Origin of the sequence: Peribacillus sp. NPDC097295, from assembly GCF_044761665.1 — a bacterium.
Taxonomy (GTDB): domain Bacteria; phylum Bacillota; class Bacilli; order Bacillales; family DSM-1321; genus Peribacillus.
In genome coordinates, this window is sequence record NZ_JBIWCW010000003.1 from 328,230 (window position 1) to 354,783 (window position 26,554).

The 26,554-nt window shown below is 39.8% G+C and carries 26 protein-coding genes; 20 read left to right on the forward strand and 6 right to left on the reverse strand.

The window, feature by feature from the left end; genetic code table 11:
- Positions 1–119 precede the first annotated feature (119 nt).
- On the forward strand, positions 120–299 hold the full coding sequence (locus ACIQXN_RS07935; RefSeq protein WP_402964305.1) for a YjzC family protein: 180 nt from the start codon (positions 120–122) through the stop codon (positions 297–299).
- 57 nt (positions 300–356) lie between these two features.
- Here the strand turns inward: ACIQXN_RS07935 and ACIQXN_RS07940 are convergent, their stop codons facing one another.
- Positions 357–1,115 (reverse strand): IclR family transcriptional regulator, encoded by a 759-nt coding sequence (locus ACIQXN_RS07940; protein WP_402964308.1) that lies wholly within the window; start codon positions 1,113–1,115, stop codon positions 357–359.
- A 399-nt stretch (positions 1,116–1,514) separates the two neighbouring features.
- On the opposite strand from ACIQXN_RS07940, the gene ACIQXN_RS07945 reads away from it, so the two are divergent.
- From ACIQXN_RS07945 to clpB, 5 genes are all read left to right on the forward strand, one after another.
- Entirely contained in the window at positions 1,515–2,462 is a 948-nt protein-coding gene (locus tag ACIQXN_RS07945; RefSeq protein WP_402964311.1) for a fumarylacetoacetate hydrolase family protein, read from the forward strand.
- A gap of 2 nt (positions 2,463–2,464) precedes the next feature.
- A complete protein-coding gene (locus tag ACIQXN_RS07950; RefSeq protein WP_402964314.1) occupies positions 2,465–2,956 on the forward strand; it encodes a DinB family protein in 492 nt (163 codons plus the stop codon).
- Between the two features lie 29 nt (positions 2,957–2,985).
- Positions 2,986–4,098, forward strand: a complete 1,113-nt coding sequence (locus tag ACIQXN_RS07955) for a cupin domain-containing protein (RefSeq protein ID WP_402964317.1) — start codon at positions 2,986–2,988, stop codon at positions 4,096–4,098.
- A gap of 97 nt (positions 4,099–4,195) precedes the next feature.
- Positions 4,196–5,395: an FAD-dependent monooxygenase gene (locus ACIQXN_RS07960; protein ID WP_402964320.1), complete on the forward strand. Its 1,200-nt coding sequence runs from the start codon at positions 4,196–4,198 to the stop codon at positions 5,393–5,395.
- A 302-nt stretch (positions 5,396–5,697) separates the two neighbouring features.
- Positions 5,698–8,286, forward strand: a complete 2,589-nt coding sequence (clpB, locus tag ACIQXN_RS07965) for an ATP-dependent chaperone ClpB (RefSeq protein ID WP_402964323.1) — start codon at positions 5,698–5,700, stop codon at positions 8,284–8,286.
- An 83-nt stretch (positions 8,287–8,369) separates the two neighbouring features.
- Here clpB and ACIQXN_RS07970 read toward each other — a convergent pair whose 3' ends face one another.
- The gene (locus ACIQXN_RS07970) at positions 8,370–8,561 is read right to left on the reverse strand and encodes a YjzD family protein (protein ID WP_402964326.1); all 192 of its coding nucleotides are present in this window, start codon (positions 8,559–8,561) and stop codon (positions 8,370–8,372) included.
- Between the two features lie 283 nt (positions 8,562–8,844).
- Here ACIQXN_RS07970 and ACIQXN_RS07975 point away from each other — a divergent pair, with 283 nt between their 5' ends.
- The 3 genes from ACIQXN_RS07975 to ACIQXN_RS07985 all read left to right on the forward strand — a co-directional run bounded on the left by ACIQXN_RS07975 (position 8,845) and on the right by ACIQXN_RS07985 (position 10,963).
- Positions 8,845–9,567 carry a hydrolase gene (locus ACIQXN_RS07975; protein ID WP_402964329.1) on the forward strand — a complete coding sequence of 241 codons (723 nt, stop codon included), beginning with the start codon at positions 8,845–8,847 and terminating at the stop codon, positions 9,565–9,567.
- Between the two features lie 98 nt (positions 9,568–9,665).
- Positions 9,666–10,508: a Rossmann-fold NAD(P)-binding domain-containing protein gene (locus ACIQXN_RS07980; protein WP_402964332.1), complete on the forward strand. Its 843-nt coding sequence runs from the start codon at positions 9,666–9,668 to the stop codon at positions 10,506–10,508.
- Positions 10,509–10,780: 272 nt separating this feature from the next.
- Positions 10,781–10,963 carry a ComZ family protein gene (locus ACIQXN_RS07985; protein WP_402964335.1) on the forward strand — a complete coding sequence of 61 codons (183 nt, stop codon included), beginning with the start codon at positions 10,781–10,783 and terminating at the stop codon, positions 10,961–10,963.
- A 41-nt stretch (positions 10,964–11,004) separates the two neighbouring features.
- Here the strand turns inward: ACIQXN_RS07985 and ACIQXN_RS07990 are convergent, their stop codons facing one another.
- Positions 11,005–11,235 carry a hypothetical protein gene (locus ACIQXN_RS07990; protein ID WP_402964338.1) on the reverse strand — a complete coding sequence of 77 codons (231 nt, stop codon included), beginning with the start codon at positions 11,233–11,235 and terminating at the stop codon, positions 11,005–11,007.
- A 203-nt stretch (positions 11,236–11,438) separates the two neighbouring features.
- On the opposite strand from ACIQXN_RS07990, the gene ACIQXN_RS07995 reads away from it, so the two are divergent.
- The 4 genes from ACIQXN_RS07995 (at position 11,439) to ACIQXN_RS08010 (ending at position 15,419) form a co-directional block, all read left to right on the forward strand.
- Complete coding sequence (locus ACIQXN_RS07995) at positions 11,439–12,374, forward strand: beta-ketoacyl-ACP synthase III (protein WP_402964341.1); 936 nt, start codon at positions 11,439–11,441, stop codon at positions 12,372–12,374.
- A 51-nt stretch (positions 12,375–12,425) separates the two neighbouring features.
- Positions 12,426–13,664 (forward strand): beta-ketoacyl-ACP synthase II, encoded by a 1,239-nt coding sequence (fabF, locus tag ACIQXN_RS08000; protein ID WP_402964344.1) that lies wholly within the window; start codon positions 12,426–12,428, stop codon positions 13,662–13,664.
- Between the two features lie 124 nt (positions 13,665–13,788).
- The gene (locus tag ACIQXN_RS08005; protein ID WP_402964346.1) at positions 13,789–14,556 is read left to right on the forward strand and encodes a DUF2268 domain-containing putative Zn-dependent protease; all 768 of its coding nucleotides are present in this window, start codon (positions 13,789–13,791) and stop codon (positions 14,554–14,556) included.
- A 107-nt stretch (positions 14,557–14,663) separates the two neighbouring features.
- A complete protein-coding gene (locus ACIQXN_RS08010) occupies positions 14,664–15,419 on the forward strand; it encodes a YjbA family protein (RefSeq protein ID WP_402964349.1) in 756 nt (251 codons plus the stop codon).
- Positions 15,420–15,458: 39 nt separating this feature from the next.
- Here ACIQXN_RS08010 and trpS read toward each other — a convergent pair whose 3' ends face one another.
- Positions 15,459–16,445, reverse strand: coding sequence for a tryptophan--tRNA ligase (trpS, locus tag ACIQXN_RS08015; RefSeq protein WP_402964352.1), 987 nt, complete (start codon positions 16,443–16,445; stop codon positions 15,459–15,461).
- A 582-nt stretch (positions 16,446–17,027) separates the two neighbouring features.
- On the opposite strand from trpS, the gene ACIQXN_RS08020 reads away from it, so the two are divergent.
- Positions 17,028–18,161 carry a putative glycoside hydrolase gene (locus ACIQXN_RS08020; RefSeq protein ID WP_402964681.1) on the forward strand — a complete coding sequence of 378 codons (1,134 nt, stop codon included), beginning with the start codon at positions 17,028–17,030 and terminating at the stop codon, positions 18,159–18,161.
- A gap of 51 nt (positions 18,162–18,212) precedes the next feature.
- Here ACIQXN_RS08020 and ACIQXN_RS08025 read toward each other — a convergent pair whose 3' ends face one another.
- A complete protein-coding gene (locus tag ACIQXN_RS08025; protein ID WP_402964355.1) occupies positions 18,213–18,401 on the reverse strand; it encodes a hypothetical protein in 189 nt (62 codons plus the stop codon).
- Between the two features lie 98 nt (positions 18,402–18,499).
- Between ACIQXN_RS08025 and ACIQXN_RS08030 the strand changes: the two genes are divergently transcribed.
- The 6 genes from ACIQXN_RS08030 to pepF all read left to right on the forward strand — a co-directional run bounded on the left by ACIQXN_RS08030 (position 18,500) and on the right by pepF (position 26,046).
- Positions 18,500–19,066, forward strand: a complete 567-nt coding sequence (locus ACIQXN_RS08030) for a GNAT family N-acetyltransferase (RefSeq protein ID WP_402964358.1) — start codon at positions 18,500–18,502, stop codon at positions 19,064–19,066.
- Between the two features lie 537 nt (positions 19,067–19,603).
- Entirely contained in the window at positions 19,604–19,999 is a 396-nt protein-coding gene (gene spxA / locus ACIQXN_RS08035; protein ID WP_402867793.1) for a transcriptional regulator SpxA, read from the forward strand.
- A gap of 453 nt (positions 20,000–20,452) precedes the next feature.
- Positions 20,453–21,121 (forward strand): adaptor protein MecA, encoded by a 669-nt coding sequence (gene mecA, locus ACIQXN_RS08040; RefSeq protein ID WP_402964361.1) that lies wholly within the window; start codon positions 20,453–20,455, stop codon positions 21,119–21,121.
- A 109-nt stretch (positions 21,122–21,230) separates the two neighbouring features.
- Entirely contained in the window at positions 21,231–22,736 is a 1,506-nt protein-coding gene (gene cls / locus ACIQXN_RS08045) for a cardiolipin synthase (protein WP_402964364.1), read from the forward strand.
- A gap of 96 nt (positions 22,737–22,832) precedes the next feature.
- Positions 22,833–24,044 carry a competence protein CoiA gene (locus ACIQXN_RS08050; protein ID WP_402964367.1) on the forward strand — a complete coding sequence of 404 codons (1,212 nt, stop codon included), beginning with the start codon at positions 22,833–22,835 and terminating at the stop codon, positions 24,042–24,044.
- A 184-nt stretch (positions 24,045–24,228) separates the two neighbouring features.
- A complete protein-coding gene (gene pepF, locus ACIQXN_RS08055; RefSeq protein WP_402964370.1) occupies positions 24,229–26,046 on the forward strand; it encodes an oligoendopeptidase F in 1,818 nt (605 codons plus the stop codon).
- 54 nt (positions 26,047–26,100) lie between these two features.
- Here pepF and ACIQXN_RS08060 read toward each other — a convergent pair whose 3' ends face one another.
- Positions 26,101–26,265 (reverse strand): hypothetical protein, encoded by a 165-nt coding sequence (locus ACIQXN_RS08060; protein ID WP_402964373.1) that lies wholly within the window; start codon positions 26,263–26,265, stop codon positions 26,101–26,103.
- Between the last annotated feature and the right edge of the window lie 289 nt (positions 26,266–26,554).

A 26,554-nucleotide genomic window follows, 5' to 3' on the forward strand; every position in this document is an offset into this window, starting at 1 on the left:
TATGGCAGGTGCCTTTTAGATTTGCACCACCTCAAGCTCTTTTCCCATATAAAGTTTCGGTCATGAAAGTAAAAAAGGTGGCAATAATAACAGGGAAAGCAAGTAAAGGGGTGAAATGCATGGGGCAAAATCGTCAATTCAAGCCAGGGCAAAAAGCGCCGAATAATGGGGCATATGTGGAAATAGGTGAAACAGGCAGTATGGTAGTCAATCCGAAAATGGTAAAGCTTGAAGCAGGGGACACCTTTCCTGAAACTTCGAATCATAACCGGATATGGACCTATCAAAGAAAGCCATAATAAAATGAAAAGCAGGAAAAGGATGTAACTTCCCTTTCCTGTTTTTTTATTGGTACATTATTCTTGAGTATATCCGAAAATATTCGAGATTTCTAAAAAACTCTTCCGTAAATATCTACTTAAAGGCTTTTCGTGATGATCTGGTATACTTTCCGTGAATCCGACTGCTGTAATGGCTCCCAAGAGTTCGGCATTATAATTGAAAACGGGTATCGACATGGATGAAACGGAAGGTACCAGAGGTTCTTTTGCAAAAGCAATTTTATGGTTCTGGATCGACTGATATTCATTCGTTCCTGGAAGCAGTGCTTTGGAAACGTGCTTTTCATTTTTTATCCAATCTGCCGTCAAGGACGGGTCCTGAAATACAGTGAAAATCTTTCCGGAAGAAGAAGCAGGAGGCAGCCTTGTACCCAATTGGGCACCGATATTTAAGATCTGATTGGAGTTGCAAATTTTTGCCGTAATTGGTCCTTCGTATGTCCACAGGGAAAATAGGATAGTGCAGGAGGTTTGGTGGCTGATTTCCTGTAAATAAGGAGCAATGCGGCTTGTGACATCCTCATTCCCTATGGCGGCCATTCCGTATTGAATTAGCTTGCTACCAAGATGATACATTCCGGTTGTTTTATCACGATATAGAAGGTCAAGCTGAGTTAAAGTATTTAAATATTTATAAAGGTTGCTCTTTGTGATCGTAGTCAATTCTTGAATATCTGAAAATCTAAGAGGGTTTCTTTGTGAAGCAAGTAAATCGATAATACTCATCCCAATTTGTAAGGATTGAATCGTAGAATTAGATTTTACAATTTCCATATAACAATCTCCCTAATCTGTTTTAATTATGTCTAGTATATCAGAGTCAATAAAACTACTAAGAAAACAAAGCTCAATTGTATCAGGTTTAGAAAAAGATTTTGGAGACTCCAGCACATGTTGTAGATAATATCATTTTTACAAAAAAAATCAAATTGGATTCTTGACAATTTTCCGAAAATTAAGTTATTATTTATATGCATAGTGAACAAAGTTATCTATAAGTGAAAAAATGTGGTGTGTGAAAGGTGTATTCTTTTTGCTGAAAATATGCTGTCTCAGTTATTATCTATTGAAAGCGAATACAATTGATAAAGTATACAATCACAGGCCCAGTAACGTGCATCAATAAAATTAACGAGGTCTTTAAACAAATATGTGGGAATAAAGGAGAATGACATGAAATTAGTTACTTTTAGCCGCGAAGGATTTACACGTATCGGAGCAATTATCTCAGATAAAGAAGTAGTGGATTTAAACTATGCTTATCAAGCTCTTTTGGAAAGTGAAGGAAAAATCCGTAGTGAACAAATTGCTGAAGCGTATGTTCCTTCCACAATGGAAGCGTTCTTACAAGGTGGTAAAGAAAGCGTTTCACTTGCAAAAAAAGCAGCTGACTTTGCGTTGAATAACCGTGACTCTTTCAAACATAAATTGATACATGCTACTGAAGATGTAAAATTAGAAGCACCAGTAACGAAACCAGGAAAAATCATTTGTGTAGGACATAATTATCGTGAACATATTGCAGAAATGGGACGCGAATTGCCGCCATTCCCTGTCGTATTTGCGAAATTCGCCAATACTGTCATCGGGCCTCAAGATGATATACCTTTCTTCCCGATTTCAGAACAATTGGATTATGAAGCGGAATTTGCATTTGTAGTGGGACAACGGGCACGGAATGTTTCTCAAGAAGATGCGCTTGATTATATAGCAGGTTATACGATTGCAAACGACGTAACATACCGTGACATTCAGCGCCGCACGCTCGAATGGCTACAAGGGAAAACCGTGGAAGGCAGTGCACCGATGGGGCCATGGTTGGTGACATCAGATGAATTGACTGATCCTTCTGGTTTAAATGTGCGTTTGACTGTCAATGGCGAAGAACGTCAAAAAACGAATACGTCTAACTTTGTATTTGATGTAAAATACTTAGTCGAATTTTTATCCAACTTAATGACTCTAGAGCCAGGCGATATCGTTCTTACTGGAACACCAGGAGGAGTAGGTGTGGCACGTGATCCACAAGTATTTCTAAAAGATGGTGATGTTGTCAAAATTGAAATCGACAAAGTTGGCTATCTTGAGAACCGCGTTAAACGTGCGGAGGGGGGCAAATAAGGATGAGTTATCAAACAATTGGAACATCGATTCCATCCATTAAACAATCAATCGATCAAATTCTAGAGGTAACGGCTAACCTTTCTGAAGACACAATCCGTTGGAACCCTTCAGAGGAAGAGTGGTCAATCTTGCAAATTCTTTCTCATTTGACGGAAGCCATTCCTTACTGGTTAAGTGAGATTGAAACGGTCGTAGATGCTCCAGGCTCAAAATGGGGTCGTGGTTTGCAAGATCCAGCTCGTCTGGCCGCAGTTACAGACACGGAAAAGCTTTCTGTTGAAGACATACTAAAGCAAACAGAAGAATTGAAGCAAAAAGTTGAGGACGGACTTGGGAAATTAGATGAAGAAACATTATCTAAAAAATCACCCCACCGTAATTTTGATAAATTTGGTAACAAGTCCGTTTCTTATATCGTAGATCATTTCATCGATGAGCATATTGCAGGTCATTATAATCAAATTAAGCGAAATCTTTCTAAAATTAAATAAAAATTTTTAAAAGGAAAGCAGGGATTAATGTGGCTGAAAAAACGGAATACATGAACAGTACAATCGTAAAGGATTTTACAAGGGATATTCAGCAGTATAATCTTGGTCCTCTGTGGGAGGCCATTCCCGCATTAATGGATCATGAACCTAAACCTCATGCCCAAGCTTATTTATGGAAAGAAGAGCTATTGAACAAAAAGTTAATGGAAGCTGCTGAAATCTTTACACCAGACCGTGGTGGAGAGCGAAGAGCTATTTATTTCCAAAACCCAGGTTTAACTTACCGTCAGCCTTGGGGCTGGGCTTCAACCACTCAAACGCTTTATGCAGCGGTTCAATTATTGTTGCCTGGTGAAATTGCACCTTCACACCGCCATTCACAAAGTGCGCTTCGGTTCATTACGAATGGCGAAGGTGCCTATACGATTGTTCAAGGTGAAAGAATCTTCATGGATGAGGGAGATTTTTTAATAACGCCTAAAAATCTTTGGCATGGACATGGTCATGTAGGAAATAAACCGATGATTTGGATGGATGCCCTTGATATCCCTACTATCTATTCAATCGGCGGTACTTTCTTCGAACCATATCCAGATCGAATTGAAAAGCCAAAAAGTCCGGATAATTTTTCAGAACTACGTTACCAAGGCGGGATGGTCCGTCCGGTATCTGATCGTTATTCACAAGTCGCACCTCTTGCTAACTACAAGTGGAAAGGCACGAAAGCGGCGATTGATGGTCTCATGAATTTTGATCCAGATCCATATGAAGGCTTTGCAGTAGAATACATTAATCCGTCTAATGGACAAACGGCAAACCCAACGATGGGGGCCTGGATGCAAAAACTTTCTAAAGGATTCCATTCTAAAGCCCATCGCCATACGCATTCAACAATTTATCAAGTGCACGGGGGGGCTGGCTATACTGTCATTAACGGAGTGAGGTTCGATTGGGCTAAAGGAGATTACTTTGTTGTTCCGAATTGGGCTTGGCACGAGCATGTGGCAGAAGCTGATTCTTACTTGTTCTCGGTCAACGATCTTCCAATCATGGAGCGTTTTGACTTGGAACAACAACAGGAGCTCGATACGAACAATGGCTTTCAAAAGGTCGAAAGTGAATTCAAGCCAGTTTTAGTTTGAAAAAACAATCAGGTTGGATATCCAGCTTGATTTTTATAGAACGAATGAAAACGCTTACCTAACGTTTGTCTGACTGTATTTTAAGGGGGAATGGATGATGAATACTAAAGGAAACCCATTTATCGTTATCGGTGGAGGAATCGGCGGATTAGCTACAGCACTTGGGATTGCTGAAACAAATCAATATGTAAAAGTCTTAGAGCAAGCTCCTGAATTTGGCGAAATTGGAGCCGGCATTCAGCTTGCGGCGAATGCAACTAATGTTTTGCAACGCTTGGGAGTTATGGATAAAATAAGTGAAATCGCCGTTTTTCCAAAAAGATTAGTGTTGATGGATGCTTTTACTGGTAAAGAGCTTTCAGCGTTAGACTTAGGTGACGTATACAAAGAAAGATATGGCGCGCCTTATATCGTGTTGCATCGATCAGATTTACATAAAGTGCTAGCTGAAGAGTGTGCCAGCAATCCATATATTGAACTAGTAACGAATCAATCAATAGTTGAAACAGTTGAGAATGAGGGGCAAGTTACCGTTACATCTGCAAATGGCGATCAGCATTCAGGAACAGCTGTAGTTGGTGCGGATGGTTTATGGTCTAAGGCTCGCAAATTATTCGCAGAGGATCAACCGGTTTGTTCTAAGTATGTCGCTTATCGTGGAGCCATTCCGATGGAAGAGGTTACGAGCCATGAAGATTTAGATGATGTATATATGTGGATTGGACCGAATCTTCACCTTGTCCAATATCCAGTTAGAAGAGGAGAGCTTTATAATCAAGTGGTAGTTTTTAAAAGTTCCCAATATACTGAGGAAATTGAAAAAACGGATCAATGGGGTACCCCTGAAGAAATGGACCATGTCTTTGCAGGAACATGCGACCTAGTGCAAAATGCGATTTCCTTTATTCAACGACAACGTCGCTGGCCAATGTATGATCGTGTACCAATTAATAACTGGACAAAAGGGCGTATTACACTAACGGGAGATGCGGCACATCCTATGCTTCAATACTTGGCGCAGGGAGCGTGTCAAGCTTTGGAAGATGCTGCTTACTTGTCCGATATGATACAAAAACATGGCGAAAATGTTGAGCAAGCATTTTTGGAATATCAAGAAGAACGCATGCCTCGTACAGCGAATGTTCAAACTAGTGCAAGGATGTGGGGAGAAATCATCCACAATACTACAGATGCGGGGATACTGCTTCGAAATACCATTCTATCCAATCGAACCGAAAAGGATTTCAAATTCATTGATCCGTTCCACGGCTATAATAAATCACTTGTTAAAGCCTAGCATGTTGGAACGAATAGGTGATAAACATGCTAGTAGTGGGATAATCTTATAAAAAAGCAATGGCCTTTCTTCTCATTGAAGAGAGGTTTTTGCTGTTTTAACTTCAGTTCACAAACCGAGGCCATACCTGTATAGATCTCTGGAAGTTAGGTTGTAATGTGTTTATAGCGGAAATTATCAATGTCCCATATAACTTTTCTTTACAAGGAAAGAATAAGCAGTATAATGAAAATATAAAAGGTCAAAATTGGTCAAACGCTATGGGAGTTCGTATATGGAAACATTGAATGGGAGGTTTTAAGATGGATTTTAATGCTATGACAGAAAGAACCCAGCAAGCATTTATAGGTGGACAGGAGCTGGCCAAAGATAGGAAAAATCCAGAACTTACCGAGCTTCATCTATTAAAAGCCCTCATGACACAGGATGAAAGCTTACTAATAAGAATTTTATCGGAAATGGATCAGTCGCTCAGTCATTTTGAAACGGCGCTGAATGAAGAACTGAATAAGTTACCTGAAGTGAGCGGAAGTTCCGCTCAAGTTTATATGTCGAATTCGCTTCAAAATGTTCTATCGACGGCTGAAAAGGAGATGAAGAGCTGGGAGGATGAGTATCTTTCCGTTGAACACGTTTTACTTGCTCTTTTAAAGGAAGGTAAACCGAATGTAAGAAAACTATTTGCAGACTATGGGATAGACTACGGGAAAGCGAAGCAAATTATCCAATCAATCAGGGGGGATCAGCGAGTGACTAGTCAAAATCCAGAAAACACATATGAAGTCCTTAAGAAATATGGAAGAGACCTTGTAGCCGAAGTGAAGGCAGGGAATGTCGATCCTGTCATTGGCCGTGATACGGAAATTCGAAATGTCATTCGGATTTTGTCACGCAAGACAAAAAACAACCCTGTTTTAATCGGAGAACCCGGGGTTGGTAAAACAGCCATCGTCGAAGGCCTGGCACAAAGAATTGTCAGAAAAGATGTACCGGAAGGGCTGAAAGATAAAACGGTTTTCTCACTTGATATGAGTGCCCTTGTTGCTGGGGCCAAATTTCGCGGTGAATTTGAAGAACGATTGAAAGCTGTTCTGAATGAAGTGAAAAAGAGCGATGGGAACATCCTTTTATTCATCGACGAGTTGCATACCATTGTCGGTGCGGGTAAAACGGATGGGGCACTGGATGCTGGAAATATGCTGAAGCCAATGTTAGCGCGGGGGGAATTGCATTGTATTGGTGCGACCACCCTCGACGAATATCGTAAGTACATTGAGAAAGATCCTGCCCTTGAACGCCGTTTCCAGCAAGTCCTTGTTCCAGAGCCAGACGTAGAAGATACGATTTCCATTTTGCGTGGTCTGAAGGAGCGGTTTGAGATACATCATGGGGTAAGAATCCATGATCGATCCATTGTTGCAGCGGCGGTCCTATCGAATCGCTATATTACGGAAAGGTTCTTACCTGATAAAGCGATAGACCTTGTGGATGAGGCTTGTGCGATGATCCGGATGGAGATCGATTCGATGCCTTCGGAACTAGATGCCATAACACGGAAGGTCATGACGCTGGAAATAGAGGAAGCGGCCCTGAAAAATGAAGAGGATCCTCAAAGTAAAGCAAGACTGGAGGTGCTCCAAAAAGAACTTTCCGAATTGCAGGATCAAGCTACCAGCATGAAGGCCAAGTGGCAAATGGAGAAATCTTCCCTTCAGAAAGTTCAGGATCAGAGGGAAGCGCTTGAAAAGTTAAGGCACGAGTTGGAACAGGCGGAAAATGATTACGACCTGAACCGGGCTGCCGAGCTTCGACACGGGAAGATTCCTCAGCTTCAAAAGGAATTGGAAGCAATGGAAGATGAACTGGAAAATGGTAAACAAGAGTCGAGATTGCTCCGTCAGGAAGTGACAGAGGTAGAAATTGCTTCGATCGTTGCCAGGTGGACGGGTATTCCCGTAAGCAAGCTAGTGGAAAGTGAGAGAGAGAAACTGCTTCGCCTTTCCGATATTCTTCATGAACGGGTAATCGGTCAAGGGGAAGCGGTGGAACTTGTGTCGGATGCGGTTTTACGGGCTAGAGCCGGAATCAAGGATCCAAACAGGCCGATAGGTTCGTTTATTTTCTTAGGACCGACAGGGGTTGGGAAGACAGAATTGGTCAAAGCATTGGCAGAAACGCTATTCGATAGCGATGAACATATGATACGAATCGATATGTCTGAGTATATGGAGAAACATTCGGTTTCCCGTTTGGTCGGGGCGCCACCGGGATATGTGGGATTTGAGGAAGGCGGTCAATTGACCGAGGCTATTAGACGAAATCCATACTCAGTCGTGCTGCTTGATGAAATCGAAAAGGCCCATCCGGAAGTTTTCAATATCTTGCTGCAAATGCTGGATGATGGAAGGATTACGGACTCCCAAGGCAGAACGATCAACTGTAAAAACACGGTAATTATCATGACCTCCAATATCGGCTCACATTTCTTGCTACAGTCCAATAGAGATGATGGGGCCATTGAAGAGGGGATAAAAGAACAGGTTTTCACAGAATTAAGAGGACATTTCCGTCCGGAATTCTTGAACCGTGTAGATGATATCGTACTTTTCAAACCGCTCACGAAACAGGAAATCGTCGGCATAGTTGAAAAGATGATTCAACAGTTACAAGTAAGGCTGACTGAGCAGAATATCACTCTTGGTGTCACGGATGCCGCTAAGGAATTTATTGCTGAACAAGGATATGATCCTGTTTATGGAGCAAGACCCTTGAAGCGATTTATCCAAAAGCATGTCGAGACGAAAGTTGCCCGCAAAATCATCTCGGGAAGCATAGGGAATCAAGAAAGCATCACGATCGATTATAATCAAGATGAATTGGTCTTGAGGTAAAATTTTCTAGTTAAGTTTAAACCAAGGCTGAAAACGGTATAGAAAAAGGACATCCAAGTAAAAGGATGTCCTCTTTTTGCTTCTTAATGTTGATGTGAGTCTTTTGATGGCCCTTCAGGCATAACAGCAGGGATGATACAAACTAAAACAGCCGTAATAAGTCCTAGAATTGTTCCCTGTGTAGCATCGTATGAAACTCCGATCATGGAAGAAACAACATATACAAGCATATGCACTAATAAGAATGTCCAAAGAATTGTCCAAGCATAACGCATCGAATTTCACCTCATTCCACTACAATCTTTTTTATCTTACCATAATTAATATACAGTTAAAACGGCTTTTTCATAATAACTGATAAATAATTCGTAGCCCTTTAACTTATGTAGAACGATTAGGCATAATGAGCCAAGGTTTTGGAAGGATTGCTTCCAATATCATTGAAATCGCTGGTTAAAGATAAATTAAGATTGGAAGATAGGCGTCCCCCCTTACCCTTTTGATATCTCAACATAAATTACTAATAGTACTATTTATTCCTAAAAGGAGTTAGTTTAGATGGAACAGAGAACTTTTCAAATTGAAGACCAATGGAATATCGTCTATTATCCGGAACAGCCTAGTGGATTTTCCGTCTTGGTTATTGGGGACCGCAGTTCTTTTGTAGATAAGGATAGTAGCTTTTGGCTTCAGCATCCTGGCAGGTTACGTATATTAGAGTATTTGAAACAATCCGGCTATACCCTATTTTCCTCGAATTTTTACGGAGCCAATTGGGGGAGCTCGAAGGCACTTGCTCTGTCGTTGAACTTATATATGCTCTTTATGAAAAATGAAATAGTCAATCGTAAAATCCATGTTCTTGCAGAGGGGACAGGTGCTCTTCTTGCACTAAAACTAATGAAAGAGATGGGGAGTCAAATTCGTTCCGTAGTCCTCATTGACCCCATTTTATCTCTTAAGGTACAACTTGAAAAAGAAAAGGAAAATAAATTTTTTTATAAAAAGTGGTTATCGGAGGCAGCTGCTGCTCACGAGTTGGATCCAACTGAAATGGAGAAGGAAATAATTGATTCTCATGAGCAGGCATTTCCGGAAAACATACCAGTGAAAGTGATTCTAGTTTTCGGAAGTTTTCGTAAAGAACAAGCCTCCTTCTATCGAAGAATCCAAAGAACTAGGAGAGCCCACTTGCATTTAACCTATTTATTAGCCGAAAAAAGATATAAAATCCCTTATCAAATCCAGAAATTCTTTAAAGAGAATGAAGAGTCTTTATGAGAATGGATATATTTTCACTGTGCTTTGCATACGATACAGCATCTGAAAAAAAATGTGGTACCGGATAAGCGAGCTATTGCATAAGGGGAGGCTGAATCATGGGAACATATATTGTCGTTGGGGCTTATCAATTTGTAGGATTTCATATGACACAATATCTGTTGGGGCAGGGGGAAGAGGTAATCGGAATTGATTGGGAAGATTCTCAAACCAATCAATATATTATAGAAGAAAAGGAACTTGAAATTGGGCGTAACGCCAATTTTACTTATTTTCCAATAAACAAACTTCGGTTATTGGATGTTTCGGAGCAATTCACCGTTATTTTGTCTTTTTATGATAGTAGAAAAGGTAAAGTAGGCTTAACCGATCTTCAAGTAGATGATATTGTTACTTTTTTGGGGAAATGCAAAAGAAATGACCATGTCAATAATTTGGAAATCATGATCCTCTTGCCGATTGATGGTGATACAGATGAATTTCAGCCTGTACTAAGCGCCTGCGAAGGACTTAAATCAGTCAAAATGGTTTTTTTACCGACGGTTTATGGTCCTTGGCAACCCGAAAGCATGAGTTTCGAAGCGGCAACCAGACAACTTGAACAAGCGGCCATCGAAGCTACCCTTGCTTCGGAATTCAGGGAGGATGCACTCTTCATCACGGATTTTCTCGCTGCTTTTGAACAAATCCTTTCCTCAAAAGATAAAAATATTCACCTTTGCAGTAGCATAGAGGATCACTGGGAGAAATGTGCCAAGCTTGTGTTCAACCAAGAGGTGATGGACTCACTAACCCCACAGCCTCCTTCTAAGGCTAAGAAAGGGACCATTTATAAAGTCCCTAATAAAACGAGTCCTGAAGAAGGCATCCGATTACAAAACGAGCAGAATAAACGGTTTAACCTTCTTGAAAAATGGCGAATGCGTGACGAGAAAGAATAAATATTTCGTATATTCAGTGGTATAAGAATTATCCAAGAAACGGTTCATACCTTAGTAACGGGGAGTTATCCTTTGCTATCCTTGTGGTGGGAAACGCTTAGAATATTCATTTAGGCACGTTTCTGGCTTTACGAATGAACTTTGGGGAATTATGATAAGAATGAACCCTATTCTTTGGTTTTAATGGGGTTACGGCCCATTGGCCAAATCAGTTCCATAAGTCATAAAGGTAAAAGTATTGTAAAAGACCAAGTATATAAGGAGGCAAAAAAATGAGTTCAGATAAAACCCTTGAATTTATGGGCATTGCTATGAAGTACTTCCCGGAAGCGAAAGCAAAGTTAGAGGCAAGCGGGATTCCCGTTTCAATGGACATGGCAGAGCCGTTTATGGATCTATTTAAGAAAGTCATGCAAGAAGCTTATGACCTTGGTAAACAAGATGCCCAAAGGTAAGTAAGAGAAGGCTGCCCAAGGTATTCGGGCAGCCTTCTGACTTATTCTTCCTTTTTTAGCATTTTCGTAATCATGGGGTTCACTTTCTGAATGGCAGGTTTAAATTGGTCATATAAACCTACTAACGTCTCCACACTGGTCATCAATTGCATATAATCAATCTCTGTCCCCTCTTGATCAGGCTCTTTTTCGGGTTCGTTCTTTCCTGTTCCAAACATCATTTTGGAAAAGGGATCCTGGTTCCTTCGATTGTTGCGGTTAAAGATATCCATAGTGACATCCTCCCTTCTTTTTTCTATAATGTATGCGAATGTGAGGCCTTGGGTTAGGCCCTTGTCCGATTTCATAAGCGGATTAATTTTGACTTTCAAACTATACTCTTGCAAGGAGATGTTTTTTTATATAAAATTAGTACCAGGTAATAATAGATGATGATAATAACTCATTAAAATATAAGAATAAGGGGTTGGCATAAATGAATGCTGGTATATTGGGGCTTGGTCGTTACTTACCCGAGAAGATTGTCACAAATGCGGACTTAGAGAAAGTAATGGACACTTCCGACGAGTGGATTCGAACGCGTACAGGTATCGAGCAAAGAAGAATAGCCAATGATGATATAGATACTTCGGATATGGCATATGAAGCGGCTACCGCTGCTTTGAAAAATGCGGACGTTTCGGCTGAGGAGATAGATTTAATCCTCGTTGCAACGGTAACGCCGGATCGGCCTTTCCCTTCCATGGCTTGTGTGATTCAGGAAAGGTTAGGTGCAAAGAAGGCAGCGGCAATGGATGTTAGTGCGGCATGTGCTGGCTTTATGTATGCAATGATCACGGCTCAACAATTCATTCAAACAGGTGTCTACAAGAATGTATTGATTGTAGGCGTAGAAAAGCTTTCCAAGATCACCAACTGGGATGATCGCAATACGGCTGTCCTATTTGGAGATGGAGCTGGAGCCGCTGTTGTAGGACCTGTATCGGAAGGTAGAGGGATCCTTTCCTTTGAATTAGGGGCAGACGGTTCTGGTGGAAAGCATCTATTGCAAGATGGCGAATACATTACCATGAATGGACGAGAAGTATTTAAATTTGCTGTCCGTCAAATGGGAGAATCCAGCTTGAATGTACTGGATAAAGCAGGATTAAAGAAAGAAGATGTGGACTTATTGGTGCCACACCAAGCTAATATTCGTATAATGGAGGCCTCAAGGGAACGTTTGGGCCTGCCTGTTGAAAAAATGGCAAAGACCGTTCATAAGTATGGAAACACTTCAGCAGCTTCCATACCAATTGCTCTTGTGGAAGAGATGGAAGCAGGTAAAATTAAAGAAGACGACTTGATTGTCATGGTTGGTTTTGGTGGAGGACTCACTTGGGGAGCTATTGCCCTAAGATGGGGGAAATAAAAACAATTAAAAAAATATAGATTACCTTTAAATAAGGAAGGAGCCATTTTAATGACGAATCGCCGTGTTGTTGTTACAGGACTTGGAGCAATTTCTCCAGTTGGAAATGATGCAGAAACTGGATGGAAGAATATAATTGAGGGAAAATCCGGGATTGGGCCACTAACCCGTCTTAATCCAGATGATTTTCCTGCTAAAGTTGCGGCTGAAATAAAGGATTTTGATATTGAAACATATATCAATCGTAAAGAAGCGCGCAAAATGGACCGTTTTACACATTATGCCATAGCTGCATCGGTCATGGCTCTCAATGACAGCAAGCTAGAAATTACAGATGAAAACGCCACGCGGGTGGGAGTTTGGATTGGTTCTGGTATCGGTGGGCTTGAGACGCTTGAAACACAGCATGAGAACTTCTTGAACAGGGGCTATAAGCGTGTGAGTCCGTTCTTCGTCCCAATGATGATACCGGATATGGCAGCGGGCCAGGTATCCATTTTACTTGGTGCCAAAGGGATCAACTCATGTACCGTCACAGCTTGTGCAACGGGAACGAATTCCATCGGAGATGCTTTTAAGGCCATTCAGCGGGGAGATGCTGATGTCATGATCACTGGTGGTGCGGAAGCGCCGATAACAAAAATGGCTGTTGCAGGCTTCTGTGCGAATACCGCCCTTTCCACCAATCCGGATCCCAATACGGCAAGCCGTCCATTTGATGCAAACCGCGACGGGTTCGTTATCGGAGAAGGTGCCGGTGTAATCATTCTGGAAGATTTAGAACATGCCATAAAACGTGGAGCGACTATTTATGCCGAAATAGCAGGATACGGTTCAACCGGAGACGCTTTCCATATTACAGCTCCAGCACCTGGTGGTGAAGGCGGTGCAAGAGCCATGAAAATAGCGATTGAAGATGCAGGGTTAAAACCTGAGGATATCCAGTATGTTAATGCCCATGGTACAAGTACACCTTACAATGATAAATATGAAACGATGGCTGTCAAAGAAGTGTTTGGAGAGCATGCTTCTAAACTAGCATTGAGTTCGACAAAATCAATGACAGGCCATATGCTGGGTGCAGCAGGCGGTATCGAAGCTATTTTTACGATTCAAGCGATCAGGGATAGCATCCTGCCCCCGACTATTAATATAGAAACACCTGATCCTGAGTGCGATTTGGACTATGTGCCAAATCAAGCAAGGGAATGTGAAATCAATGCCGCTATCAGTAACTCACTAGGTTTTGGCGGACATAATGCAACCATCCTATTCAAGAAATATCAATGATAAAGAGGAAGAGCAAATCTTTGGATTTGCTCTTTTTTGTGTGGAAGATGAAGTGTGAATTATGTGTCATTGGGCATTTATGGAACATACAATATAATAGGATTAAGATGTGGGGGCGAAATGGATGGGAGTTATTTCAACGAATGAGTGGATGAAGAAAGACTTTGACCGTCCGGTTAAGATGATGGAGAGGTTGAAAGAGGAATTCGATGAAACTGTAGAGGTAGACATGATCTACCGCCATTTACAAAGCCACGGAATGTACCTGCCTAACCAATATACGAAAAAGACACTCGATGACTTGCAAGAAAGAAGTGCATGGGCCAAAACACAAAGTTTATTTATTACGTATAAGAAATTATGGGAAGGACCGGATATCCCCATCTATATCTTTCCTCTAGTAGCCTCAGGAAGAAAGCAATCGAATGATTCAAAATCAGGATTGGCTTTCAAAGATAAATTATTTCTTTTTTATGATAATGGAATATCCGAAAAAGAAATGGAAGCGGTGCTGATTCATGAATACCATCACGTCTGTCGTTTGCATCACTTGAAAAAGTCAGAGGAAAACTATACCCTACTCGATACGATGATCATGGAGGGGCTAGCCGAGAGGACAGTCGGCAAGTATTTGGGATCGAACTATTTGGCACAGTGGACACAATTATATTCAGAAGAAAAGCTTCAACAGTTTTGGAGTAGCTATCTAATAGAAAACGTGAACAAAAAACGCTCGGATCCACTACATGATACCCTGCTTCTAGGGAAAAAAGGGTATCCGGCGATGTTAGGCTATTGCAGTGGTTATCGTCTAGTAAATAGGTTTAAACATTTCTCCGTTAAAAAGTCTTTCATTATCCCATCTGAAGAATTCATATCAGAAAAGGGTTAATTTATACTGATTTTTTTCAAAATCTGTTTTTTGAAATAGGAATAAATTGTCTGGTTTCTGCCTATACTGATTGACAAACAGAAATTTGTTTAAGTGAGGGATGGATGATGTTATATCTTCATGATGTATGGGTCAATTGGTTTGAAGGAGAGGAAAATGGCTATAATATTTGTCATTTTCACGAATGGAGGAAGGATGACGGCATTGAACTGCTAGATCAAGTTCCTCTAATGAAAGTTTCAGCAACTTTGTTCCACTACATAGAAAATGACCTATCTGAATTACCAAAGGCATTACTGAATGATGTCTACCAAAAAGCATATGCCAGGAAAAATCATGAGCGGATTCAGCTTGACTACTGTTTTATCGTTACAGATGGACAGGGAATACTTGCTGTCGACACAATAGGGTACCATATCCCCATCCGGAAAAGCAGAATTATTCCTCGTCAGGAACAAATTGTTTATGACATGATTGAAAATCACGATGAGATGGATTATACCTTTACCGAAAATCCTGCAGCGGAGAAGGAATATCATATTTTGTCTCCCTCGCCTTTATTCATGAATGGATTGACCAGAAAAGAAAGGCAGCTGAAACAGCTTCTTTTCATGGCCATGGACCAGCTGTTCACTGCCAAGAATACAGCTGAAATTCGATACTGGTATACTGAGTGGGCTCCAGAAAAGTATGAGAGCATTCAGGATATGGATTTCCAACTAGCATGGCTTGAGTTATATGAAGAAATGAAGGCAGGGTGGTCAGAGAAACACCTTCAGCTATGTGAGAATTTGGTGAAGGGGCAACCCTTTTTTGAAAAGCTTTGGCAAGTAGAAGCTGGCGATAGTCCATCCATATTATAGCTCCAAAAAAGACGATCCGATGCGGATCGTCTTTTTCTATTATCTTTTTCTGCCAAGTCCCATGCCGTTATACATTTTTCTGATCATTTTATTGGCTTCCATATTTGCTTTTTCAGCCCCGCGATCTAAAATTTCATCAAGTTCAGGGGAATCGATCAACTTATAATAACGCTCTTGAATTGGTAGGATTTCGCCCAATACCACTTGAGCTAAATCACTTTTGAAGTCGCCATATCCTTTTCCAGCATACATCTCTTCAATTTCATCGTACGTTTTTCCACTGAAGATGGAATAGATGGACATTAAGTTCGATACACCCGCTTTATTTTCTTTATCATACCGAACGATGCCTTCAGAATCAGTTACGGCACTCTTAATGTTTTTCTCGATTTGCTTAGGATCATCGAGTAGGGCAATTGTGGCTTTTTTATTAGGATCTGATTTGCTCATTTTCTTAGTTGGTTCTTGAAGAGACATAATACGCGCACCAGCCTTTGGAAGACTGATTTCAGGAATCTTGAAGATATCATTGTACTTATTGTTGAATCGTTCAGCTAAATCTCGGGTTAATTCGAGATGCTGTCTTTGATCTTCACCAACAGGAACAACGTCCGTATTGTAAAGAAGGATATCAGCTGCCATCAATGGCGGATAGGTAAGAAGTGCTGAGGAAACCCCTTCTTTACCAGCTGATTTGTCTTTGAATTGGGTCATTCTTTCCAGTTCGCCAATATAAGCAATACTTTGTAATATCCAACCTGCCTGTGCATGCGCAGGAACTTCGGATTGAATGAAAATCGTATTCTTTTCAGGATCCAGGCCAATTGCCAAATATAAAGCGGCAAGAGTTTTGATGTTATTTCTTAATTTAAGTCGATCTTGCGGAACTGTAATTGCATGCTGGTCAACGATACAAAAGAAACAATCATATTCATCCTGTAAGTTGACAAATTGCTTCATTGCACCGATATAATTTCCTATCGTAATGGAACCAGATGGCTGAATGCCAGAGAAAATCCTTTTCAACTGCTAGTCACTCCTCTAAATACGTTTAATTAATTCATTGGATATTCGCTCTTCATTATTGTAAGGATAAATAGGGAAGGAATCCACTTCAAGTAAGTGAAGTGTAAGAGCTCATTTATTTCTTGCAAGGCAGGCCATATAGAACGAGGCTTACCTAGAGATACGAATTTCCCACTATATTTGTATTTTAGCATTTATTCATAAGAAATGTAATCCAAACAGCATGTCCTTATTTCCTTATATATATACGTTCCTTAATAAAGCTGATCCGTCATTTTTTTGGTTTTTTTTATTCATCAATGTGATATCGATTTTAGGGCAGGATAATAAATATAATTGAATTGAATACAAAAAACGATATGTAAAAGTTACTTTTTTCATAAGAATTCCCAGGGCAAAGCGTGAAGACAGCCACTTTTTTGAGATTTTTCATTTTATAGGAGTAAAACTTTGCTGTTGTGGTATTAAACAAAGGAGTCTGTTGTATTATTTGTGAAAAGTAATTAATGATGATGCTGATGTGAATGAGGTGGAGGCGTGAGAACACTAAGTAAATGCTTGATGGCTGGTGTGTGTCTGTTCATGATCCAGCAACCTGCCCAGGCCGAGAGTGCTCAAGGTGCCAGACAGGTGGCGCTTGAACAGAAGGAAATACCAAAGATGGTCCCAAGGTTCGTATATGATTCTGGCTTGAAGTTTGAGTATCCTGATGCGGTACGAGGACTTTATGTGACAGGACATGCTGCTGGCGGAAACAAGTTAAACGAACTCATAAAATATGTGGATGATACAGATTTAAATGCAATGGTCATCGATATCAAGGATGACCGGGGGAATGTCACATATAAACCTGAAGATCGAGATTCTCCTTATATGAACATTGGGAAAGACTACATAAAAAATCCGGTGAACATGCTCAAAAAACTTGAGGATAAAAAGATTTATCCGATTGCCCGTGTCGTGGTGTTCAAGGATACCCTTCTTGCAAATGAAAAACCCCAATGGTCGTTTAAAGATGGTGATGATGTCTGGAAGAACGGGCGTGGAGAATCTTTCGTCAACCCATTCATGAAAGAAGTATGGGATTATAATGTTGGCATTGCCATCGAAGCGGCAAAGATGGGGTTCAAAGAAATTCAATTCGACTATGTTCGATTTCCTGAAGGGTTTGAGAATAAAGAAGATGACCTAAAGTATGATATGGGTGAGTATGAAAATGGAAAAATGACTCATACTGAAAAACGGGTACAGGCCGTAACCGATTTTGTCGCATATGCAAAAAAACAGTTAGAACCATACGGAGTGGAAGTATCGGTTGATATATTCGGCTATGCTGCCACCTTACCTGAAGCCCCTGGAATCGGGCAAAATTTCTCCAAAATATCTGAAAACGTGGATGTTATTTCCTCGATGATTTATCCGAGCCACTGGACATCCTATTTCGGGATCGAAAAACCCGATTTAAAACCATATGAGCTTGTTCGGGAATATGCAAAATTGGAAAAAAAGAAATTGAATGAATTGGAGACACCGCCTACTTCTAGGCCGTGGTTGCAGGATTTCACCGCTTCTTACTTAGGTGAGGGGAATTACCAGAAGTATGGCAAGGAACAAGTGGAAGCCCAAATAAAAGCGTTAAATGATAATGGAATCGAAGAATATCTATTATGGAATGCAGCGAATCGTTATACAAAAGGTGTAGATTACACTCCATAAAAGAGGGATGACCGAAATCGAGTACGTTCGGTCATCATATATCCAGAGGAATTATCGCTTACGTTTCCCACCGACTTGATTCCAACCTGATTGAATGCGTTTCGATTGATCGAAAATGTGGGAATGACGTTTTCCGCCAAACAACTTTTCTCCAATGGCATTTGTCATGACACCATTTATGGCTGTAATACCGATAACGCAGATGGCCACTAAAATCAAGTCTAGAAAATATATGAACATGTTTAGCCCAACCCCTTATTGAAAAATTCAAGATATATACATTTTTATTGTAAACGATAAGAAAGAAAAGATAAAATGATGAAGCGGAGATGAAATTTATGAATTGGTACGATAAACTTAATCAATATTTTCCAATAGAAGAAATGAAGTCGAAAGAACATATAGAAATTCTATTAAAGGATAAACAAGATATATACAAAAAGGATGAAGGACCTGACCATGTTTTACTATATGTGGAAGGGAAAGAATTTATTTTCGTGGATTACTTATTCGTAGCTGAGACTGCACGAGGTCAAGGTCTTGGGAAAAAATTGATTCATCAATTGCAAGAAAGACAAAAGACAGTCTTCCTTGAGGTTGAGCCAGTCCAGGAAAAAGATGAGGACACGTCAAAACGATTAAGATTCTATCAGAGGGAAGGGTTCTTGCATGCTTCTTCCATTGCTTATAATCGCAAGTCGCTGGCAACTGACGAAGAAACCCCGATGGAGATCTTATATTGGCCGGCAAACCCTTCAGTAAAAGAAGAAGATGTGTTTAATTATATGAAAAAGATTTATTCGGAAATTCACACCCATAAAGATCAGCATTTATATGGAAAGTCCTATCAACCTGTGGATGAAGTACTAAATATAGAGAAAAATGTAGAACATGATAGGGTTTAAAGAATTCGGAATGTAGATGAGCTGGCAAATTTGCCAGCTTTTTTTATTTTTGCAGAACACATAGTCCTGAATAAGAACAATTGGACGGTTTCTTTTTAGATATAAGTGCTTTAAACAGTCTAAAGGATGGTTTTTATAAAGGAAGAAGGAATCAGAGGGAGTTTAAAGAAATTATTAATGATACTGATTTTGTTTATAGCTGATAAAAGGGGGTAAATAAAAACTAATGAAAGAATAAAACAAAATGAGGGGTAAATTTTCGTTTAATTGAGAATGCTAAGTATGTATTTTCAATTAGGAAAGTAACGTTAAAATGTATTACATAAAAAAACGTTTTTCCTGTGGTACAGATAAAATAGGAAGTTTTAAAGGTTATTTTCAATTTTGAAAAAGGGTATTCATTTTAAATGAATTAGTGTATAATTAATTATATGAAATACTTATTTAAAATTATTTTAAATTAGAATCGTAATTATGAATAGTAGTAGATTTCCCCTCATAGATCACTGATTCTATATTTAGGGAGTGTGGGTAAACATGGTAACATTATATACATCCCCAAGTTGTACTTCATGCAGAAAAGCAAAAGCATGGTTAGAGGAACACGAGATTGGCTATACAGAAAGAAACATCTTTTCAGAACCTCTTTCGATTGAGGAAATTAAAGAAATTCTACGTATGACGGAAGATGGGACAGATGAAATCATCTCGACCCGGTCAAAAACCTTTCAAAAGTTAAATGTTAACTTAGAGAGCCTGCCTCTACAAGAATTATATAAATTGATTAAAGAAAACCCAGGGTTGCTAAGACGTCCTATCATCCTTGATGAGAAACGACTTCAAGTTGGGTATAACGAAGATGAGATCCGTCGCTTCTTACCACGAAAAGTCCGTACGTTCCAGTTGCTTGAAGCACAGCGTATGGTCAATTAATAAGTTTCCCAAGCTCTGCTGAGAATGTGCAGAGCTTTTTGTTTTTACATATTTATTTTTTCTTTCGATTAAACCGGAAAACCTACCTTTTTCGGGACTACTAGGCTCTTATTGACAAGGGTATGTGAGGGATCAGATAAAAGAAGCATGTAATTACCCATTAAGTGTATACAATATAGAATATTAATTAAAATGCAGACTGTCAGCGTGATAGTTGCATGTGGATGACTTTTTTTATAAAATGAATGGAATATTAGGCAAACAATTGTTTTTTTGATATTGATGTATTTTATTTCCCTTCTTCAAGGTTTTGTCATAAAATGATGTAAAATAGTCTGTTTTAAAGGATAGCATGATTTGCAGTAAGTACTAACGGGTAAAGAGCTTTTAAGAGCAATTTTCGCTTGGGGGTTATTATCCCTTCAAAATGAGAAAGGAAGGGAGAGGGGAATCATGGAAATCGAACGCATTAATGACGATACAGTAAAATTTTATATATCCTATATAGATATCGAGGAAAGAGGTTTTGATCGCGAAGAGATTTGGTACAGTCGTGAGAGAAGTGAAGAGCTTTTTTGGGAAATGATGGATGAAGTGCACCAGGAAGAAGAATTCATGATTGAAGGTCCTTTATGGATTCAGGTCCAGGCATTAGAAAAAGGCTTGGAAGTTTTGGTCACAAAAGCCCAACTTGCCAAAGATGGTCAGAAACTTGAATTGCCTCTATCGGATGATACGTTAAAAGATTTAAGTGTAACAGACAAGGTGGATACGCTCCTTGATCAGCACTTTGAAGGCAAAAGCGAAGAAAGTAGCATGACATTTGAAGATGGAATGATCGAATTTATCACGATATTCGAAGATTTTGAAGATGTCATTTCATTAAGCAAGCGTTCTGGTTTGGATACTTGGACAACGAAGCTTTATGCTTATCAAAATAAATATTATCTGTATATAGAATTTTCCGAAGCTGAAATTGACGAAGAAGAAATCGATAATGTTTTAAGTCTTTTGTTGGAATACAGTGAGGAATCCCCAATAACGGTACACATGCTTGAAGAATACGGAAAAGTAGTCATAGAAAACGACGTATTCTCGACAGTGGATAAATTTTTCGCATAATATTTTGGACCGATTTCTTTGGGAATCGGTTTTTTTAAACCCTTTTGCCTCATTCAGATGAAAGCTTTTTAACGCGTGCCTGTGTTTTGTTAATTGGAGGTCGTCTTAGATGAACGGGAAAGTTGGTATTGGTTTATTCATTCTCATGTTGGGTAGCACATGGTATCTATTATTGGAAGAAGTGGGGGTTAGGGGCTATCTCAGTCTGTTGTTAACACTTTCGTTAATGATTATAGGATTTAGTATTTTTCTCGAAAATCGTCATCCGATTCAAACGATCACATGGATCATTGTATTCGGGGGCTTCCCCATAATCGGTTTTATCTTTTATTTTTTGTTTGGACGCAATTTTCGAAAAGAGCGGAAGTTTCAAAAGAAGTATTTTTTGGATAAGCATGATTTTTTAAAAAGTCCAGACGATGCGAAATATGATATCCGGAAAAAAAGGGGAGTGGAAACACGGCATCGGAAGTTATTTTCTTTCATCGAAAAACTTGGCAATAGTCCCATGTCCTTTGCAACGAAAACGACCATTTTAACAAATGGAAAAGAGACCTACTCCACCATCCTGAAGGAACTGATGAATGCTAAGCATCATATTCATTTGGAGTATTATATTGTTAGAGATGATGATATCGGTGGTGCTTTTAAGGACGTTTTAATACAAAAGGCAAACGAAGGAGTACGTGTGCGTTTTTTATATGATGCGGTGGGATGTTGGAGTTTAGCCCGCTCCTATATTGATGAATTGAAACATGGAGGAGTGGAAATCGTTCCCTTCGGTCCTATAAAGTTCCCTTTCTTAAAAAGTACGTTTAATTTTCGGAATCATCGTAAAATACTCATTATTGATGGTTCTGTTGGTTTTATTGGTGGTCTAAATATAGGAGACGAGTATTTGGGTCTAAACAAGAATTTCGGCTTCTGGCGAGATACTCATCTTATGGTAGAAGGTGAAGCGGTCCGAACGCTACAGCTCATTTTTTTACAGGATTGGTATTACAGTACGAACCGAAGCTTTTTAACGGATGACTATCTATGTACAAGTCAGTCACTCCAGCCTGACCTAGGGGGTGTGCAAATGTTAGCTGGTGGTCCTGATAATCGAAGGACGGTCATTAAAGATCTTTTCTTCACCATGATTACATCGGCGGAAAAATCAATCTGGATTGCGTCCCCGTATTTCATCCCCGATGATGATATTTTTCAGGCATTGAAGGTGGCGGCATTGAGTGGGTTGGATGTGCGGTTGTTGGTGCCGAAGAATCCAGATAAACGAATCGTATTTCATGCTTCTATGACCTATTTTTCAGAACTCTTGGAAGCAGGAGTCAGGGTTTTTCAATATGATACAGGTTTCATGCACAGCAAGATAGTCATCGTGGACGGCGAACTGGCTTCCATTGGCAGCTCGAACATTGACATGAGGAGCTTTCATTTGAATTTCGAGGTCAATGCCTTCCTTTACCATACAGAAAGTACACAGACGCTGGTAGAGGACTTTTTGAAGGACTTAGAGGTATCGAATGAATTACGTTTCGATGTATTTTCTAACCGTCATTTAGGGCTGAAAGTACTGGAATCTACATGTAGGTTATTATCACCACTCCTTTAATGGTGAATCCTTTTATGCCATCACGGCATTTTTTTATTTTAGAAGGAATTTAACGGCTCAGGAGAGAATGAAATATACTAGGAAAGGAGGCGGAATATGCTTACCGCAATGAAGGAGGATGGAACCTGGATCACCCTCCCCGAAAGATTGACCGGAAACATGTTAAAAGTCATGAAAGAATCTACAGGTTATTTCTGTCCCTGCTGTGAAACGGAAATGATTATCAAAGCTGGAACGATGAAAGTCCCTCATTTTGCCCACAAGAATAACTCTTCGTGTCATGCCTCGTCAGAACCTGAATCAGCTTACCACTTAATGGGAAAAAGAACACTGTATGAATGGTTCGTAGCGCATAATTTTCGTGCGGAATTGGAAGCCTATATACCTGAAATCAAGAAAAGGGCAGATATATTGGTTACTCTCGATGAAAAGCTCTATGCGATAGAGTTTCAATGCTCCACCATTCCCGAGACCGAATTCAATGAGCGAACAAGGGCTTACTTGAGTAGGGATATCACTCCCATCTGGATTTTGGGTGCCAAACGTCTGCAAAAAAAGAGTGAAAATGAATTCAGTTTATCGGCCTTTCAGTGGCTGTTTGTCAATGGAACCTGTTTACATCCATTTCTGTGGTTGTATTGTCCGGAAACCCTTCAATTTGCTGCCTTAAAAAATATCACCCCATTTTCTAAAAGAGGGGTCTTTGCAGAATTAACGTCAGCGCCTTTAAGCCTTTTATCCCCCTATCACATATCACCCCGACATTGTATGAACTTCCCATTTTTATTGGCTTGGAGGACGAAACGAAAAAGTTGGTGCTTCCACCGGGTAAAAACCGCCAAGAGAAGTGATCCTTTCTTTTATGAACTCTATATACATCACCTTTCTCCTGCAACGATCCCCGTAGAAATCGGGATTCCGATTTCTGGTATGTTCCAAATTGAAACTCCTGCAATCGAATGGCAAGCATGGCTTTACATGGATGTGTTTCAAACGAAAAAACTTGGGGAAAAAATTTTAATGAAAGAAGTGCTCCATCATTTTAGGAAGCGGGTCATGAAGGGGGATATAAAACTGCGCTCCTTACCTGTTCTTAAGGGAAAAGATGTGGAAGACCCAGTTAAAAACTATATCCGGTTCATAGAGGAAGTGGGTTATATAAAAGAAGGGGAAGCAGATACCTTTACGGTTACCCGTCAGTTTACGGTTCCAACTACAAGTGATGAATGCATGACACTAGAAAGTATTTTCTATCAAAAGAGCAAGTTGATGATAGAAAGGGCATATATCCATTATAATGAGATATAGCCACCATATTCCTTTTCGAATGGGGATGTAGGGAGGATTATGATGGTTTTTGGAGAAATAGTAAGAGAAGCAAATTTTAGACGTTTAGAATGCAGGACTTAGAAGGATGTAAATAAGTCGTTCCAGCCCGGGCAAACTAAAGGTAATCATGGATAAGTCTTTTTAGAATGGAGAGGAATAGAATATGACACAGGAAACGAAAGTAAATACATTGCCTTCAAGAAGTGAGATTCCAGCAGAAGACACATGGAGACTTGAGGACATATTCGCGACTGAAGAAGACTGGGAAGCGGCCTTCAAAGATGTAAAAGAGAATCTTCTAAAAGCTGAAGCCTTTAAAGGGACCTTGGGTGAAAGTGCAGAGAAGTTGTTTGCCGCACTTCAATTCCAGGATGAAATATTTGAAAAGATGGGGAAAGTGTATGCTTATTCCCATATGCGCAATGATCAGGACACAACCAATCCTTTTTACCAAGGCATGGAAGACAGGGCAAAGGCTCTATACGCCCAAGCTGCTGCTGCCTTCTCATATGTTGTTCCAGAACTGCTAAGCGTTGATGAAAACAAAGTGCAAGAATTTTTGGAGGAAAAAGACGAACTGAGATTATATAAACATTCACTTGAAGAAATTAACCTTCAAAGACCGCATATTTTAAATGCTGAGCAAGAGTCATTACTGGCACAGGCATCCGAAGTGCTTGATAATTCCGGTAACATATTCAGCATGTTGAATAATGCGGATTTGAAATTTCCCATTATCAAGGATGAAGAGGGCAATGAAGTTGAGATCACCCACGGAAGATACATTCGATTCCTTGAGAGCGAAAATCGCCGTGTGCGTCAGGAAGCATTTAAAGGTGTTTACAGCAAGTACGGAGAGTTTCGCAACACATTTGCCTCAACCTTGTCGGGTGAAGTGAAGAACCATAATTTCAACGCGAGTGTACGTAAATACGAATCTGCGCGTCAGGCGGCATTAAGCAATAACAATATCCCGGAGAGCGTCTACGATAACCTCGTTAAAACGGTCAATGACAATTTACCGCTACTTCACCGGTATCTTGAGTTACGAAAAAAGGTTCTCGATTTAGAAGAACTTCATATGTATGATCTATTCGCACCCCTCGTAAAAGAAGTGAAAATGGAAGTGACGTATGAAGAAGCTAAGGAATATGTACTTAAAGGTCTTGCCCCACTTGGAGAAGATTATATAAATGTTCTAAAAGAAGGATTTGATAATCGCTGGGTGGATGTGCAAGAGAATATAGGAAAAAGAAGCGGGGCCTATTCCTCAGGTACATATGGAACGAATCCTTATATATTGATGAATTGGCAAAATAACGTGAATAACTTATTCACTCTCGCGCATGAATTTGGTCATTCAGTTCATAGTTACTATACACGGAAGCATCAGCCGTATCCGTATGGGAACTATTCCATTTTTGTAGCGGAGGTTGCCTCCACATGTAATGAAAATCTTTTGAATGATTATTTACTGAATACGATAGAGGATGAAAAGAAACGGATCTATTTATTGAATCACTATCTAGAAGGCTTCCGTGGGACACTTTTCCGTCAAACGATGTTTGCTGAATTTGAGCATACGATCCATATGAAGGCACAAAATGGCGAAGCGCTAACCGCTGAAATGTTGACAGAGGAATACTATGAATTGAACAAGAAATACTTTGGAGAGAATGTAGTAATCGATGAAGAAATTGGTCTGGAATGGGCTCGTATTCCTCACTTCTACTATAATTACTATGTTTATCAATATGCGACAGGTATTAGTGCGGCGACTGCATTAAGTAAGCAAATCCTTACAGAAGGCGAACCAGCTGTGAAAAGGTATTTGGAATTCCTGAAATCAGGTAGCTCAGATTATCCGATTGAAGTATTAAAGAAGGCGGGCGTCGATATGACGAAAGCTGAACCTGTCCAAGAAGCGTTGAATGTATTTGAAGAAAAGTTAAATGAATTAGAAGCACTTTTAACAAAATAAACAGCAAAATGGCCAACCCATTAAAGTAATGGGTTGGCCATTTTATGCATTCTGCTAAAATCCCTTAAATCGATTTCTCTGATTGAAGCTGTGAAGGATAATAAAAAGGACGAAAAATAAGATAGGGGATGTGAAATACAAAGGAATGAGCTGCATGATGCCAAGTAGTTGGATGAATAGTGAACCGATTAGGAGGATAATTAAAATAATACGTTTCATTACAGGCACCTCCAGTAGAAAATGTCGGTAAACTCTATAAAACATATGATTTAATAGTAACGTTTATTCAAAGAATATGGCGATAATGTGAAATAAAGCACAAACTACTTGCGCATAGAGGCTTCAATCTGATATAGTACAGAAATAGAAGTTATCACTCCAACTTATACCCCTTTGTTGATTCGTGAAATTTCTCCCATCCCCTTATTCGTATAAATATAAAAACCCGGAAAATTTCGCGATTTTTCGGGTTTTTATGCATGCTATGACCTTAGAAAATGGGAGTATG

Coding starts and splice junctions, on each gene's coding strand:
- ACIQXN_RS07980 (WP_402964332.1), top strand. CDS start 9,666: ATGGGAACATATATTGTCGTTGGGGCTTATCAATTTGTAGGATTTCAT.
- spxA (WP_402867793.1), top strand. CDS start 19,604: ATGGTAACATTATATACATCCCCAAGTTGTACTTCATGCAGAAAAGCA.
- ACIQXN_RS08010 (WP_402964349.1), top strand. CDS start 14,664: ATGTTATATCTTCATGATGTATGGGTCAATTGGTTTGAAGGAGAGGAA.
- ACIQXN_RS07990 (WP_402964338.1), bottom strand. CDS start 11,235: ATGGATATCTTTAACCGCAACAATCGAAGGAACCAGGATCCCTTTTCC.
- ACIQXN_RS07960 (WP_402964320.1), top strand. CDS start 4,196: ATGAATACTAAAGGAAACCCATTTATCGTTATCGGTGGAGGAATCGGC.
- ACIQXN_RS07985 (WP_402964335.1), top strand. CDS start 10,781: ATGAGTTCAGATAAAACCCTTGAATTTATGGGCATTGCTATGAAGTAC.
- ACIQXN_RS08005 (WP_402964346.1), top strand. CDS start 13,789: ATGGGAGTTATTTCAACGAATGAGTGGATGAAGAAAGACTTTGACCGT.
- ACIQXN_RS07935 (WP_402964305.1), top strand. CDS start 120: ATGGGGCAAAATCGTCAATTCAAGCCAGGGCAAAAAGCGCCGAATAAT.
- ACIQXN_RS07970 (WP_402964326.1), bottom strand. CDS start 8,561: ATGCGTTATGCTTGGACAATTCTTTGGACATTCTTATTAGTGCATATG.
- clpB (WP_402964323.1), top strand. CDS start 5,698: ATGGATTTTAATGCTATGACAGAAAGAACCCAGCAAGCATTTATAGGT.
- ACIQXN_RS07945 (WP_402964311.1), top strand. CDS start 1,515: ATGAAATTAGTTACTTTTAGCCGCGAAGGATTTACACGTATCGGAGCA.
- mecA (WP_402964361.1), top strand. CDS start 20,453: ATGGAAATCGAACGCATTAATGACGATACAGTAAAATTTTATATATCC.
- ACIQXN_RS08025 (WP_402964355.1), bottom strand. CDS start 18,401: ATGTTCATATATTTTCTAGACTTGATTTTAGTGGCCATCTGCGTTATC.
- fabF (WP_402964344.1), top strand. CDS start 12,426: ATGACGAATCGCCGTGTTGTTGTTACAGGACTTGGAGCAATTTCTCCA.
- ACIQXN_RS07995 (WP_402964341.1), top strand. CDS start 11,439: ATGAATGCTGGTATATTGGGGCTTGGTCGTTACTTACCCGAGAAGATT.
- ACIQXN_RS07940 (WP_402964308.1), bottom strand. CDS start 1,115: ATGGAAATTGTAAAATCTAATTCTACGATTCAATCCTTACAAATTGGG.
- ACIQXN_RS07975 (WP_402964329.1), top strand. CDS start 8,845: ATGGAACAGAGAACTTTTCAAATTGAAGACCAATGGAATATCGTCTAT.
- ACIQXN_RS08020 (WP_402964681.1), top strand. CDS start 17,028: ATGATCCAGCAACCTGCCCAGGCCGAGAGTGCTCAAGGTGCCAGACAG.
- ACIQXN_RS08030 (WP_402964358.1), top strand. CDS start 18,500: ATGAATTGGTACGATAAACTTAATCAATATTTTCCAATAGAAGAAATG.
- cls (WP_402964364.1), top strand. CDS start 21,231: ATGAACGGGAAAGTTGGTATTGGTTTATTCATTCTCATGTTGGGTAGC.
- ACIQXN_RS07950 (WP_402964314.1), top strand. CDS start 2,465: ATGAGTTATCAAACAATTGGAACATCGATTCCATCCATTAAACAATCA.
- pepF (WP_402964370.1), top strand. CDS start 24,229: ATGACACAGGAAACGAAAGTAAATACATTGCCTTCAAGAAGTGAGATT.
- ACIQXN_RS08050 (WP_402964367.1), top strand. CDS start 22,833: ATGCTTACCGCAATGAAGGAGGATGGAACCTGGATCACCCTCCCCGAA.
- ACIQXN_RS08060 (WP_402964373.1), bottom strand. CDS start 26,265: ATGAAACGTATTATTTTAATTATCCTCCTAATCGGTTCACTATTCATC.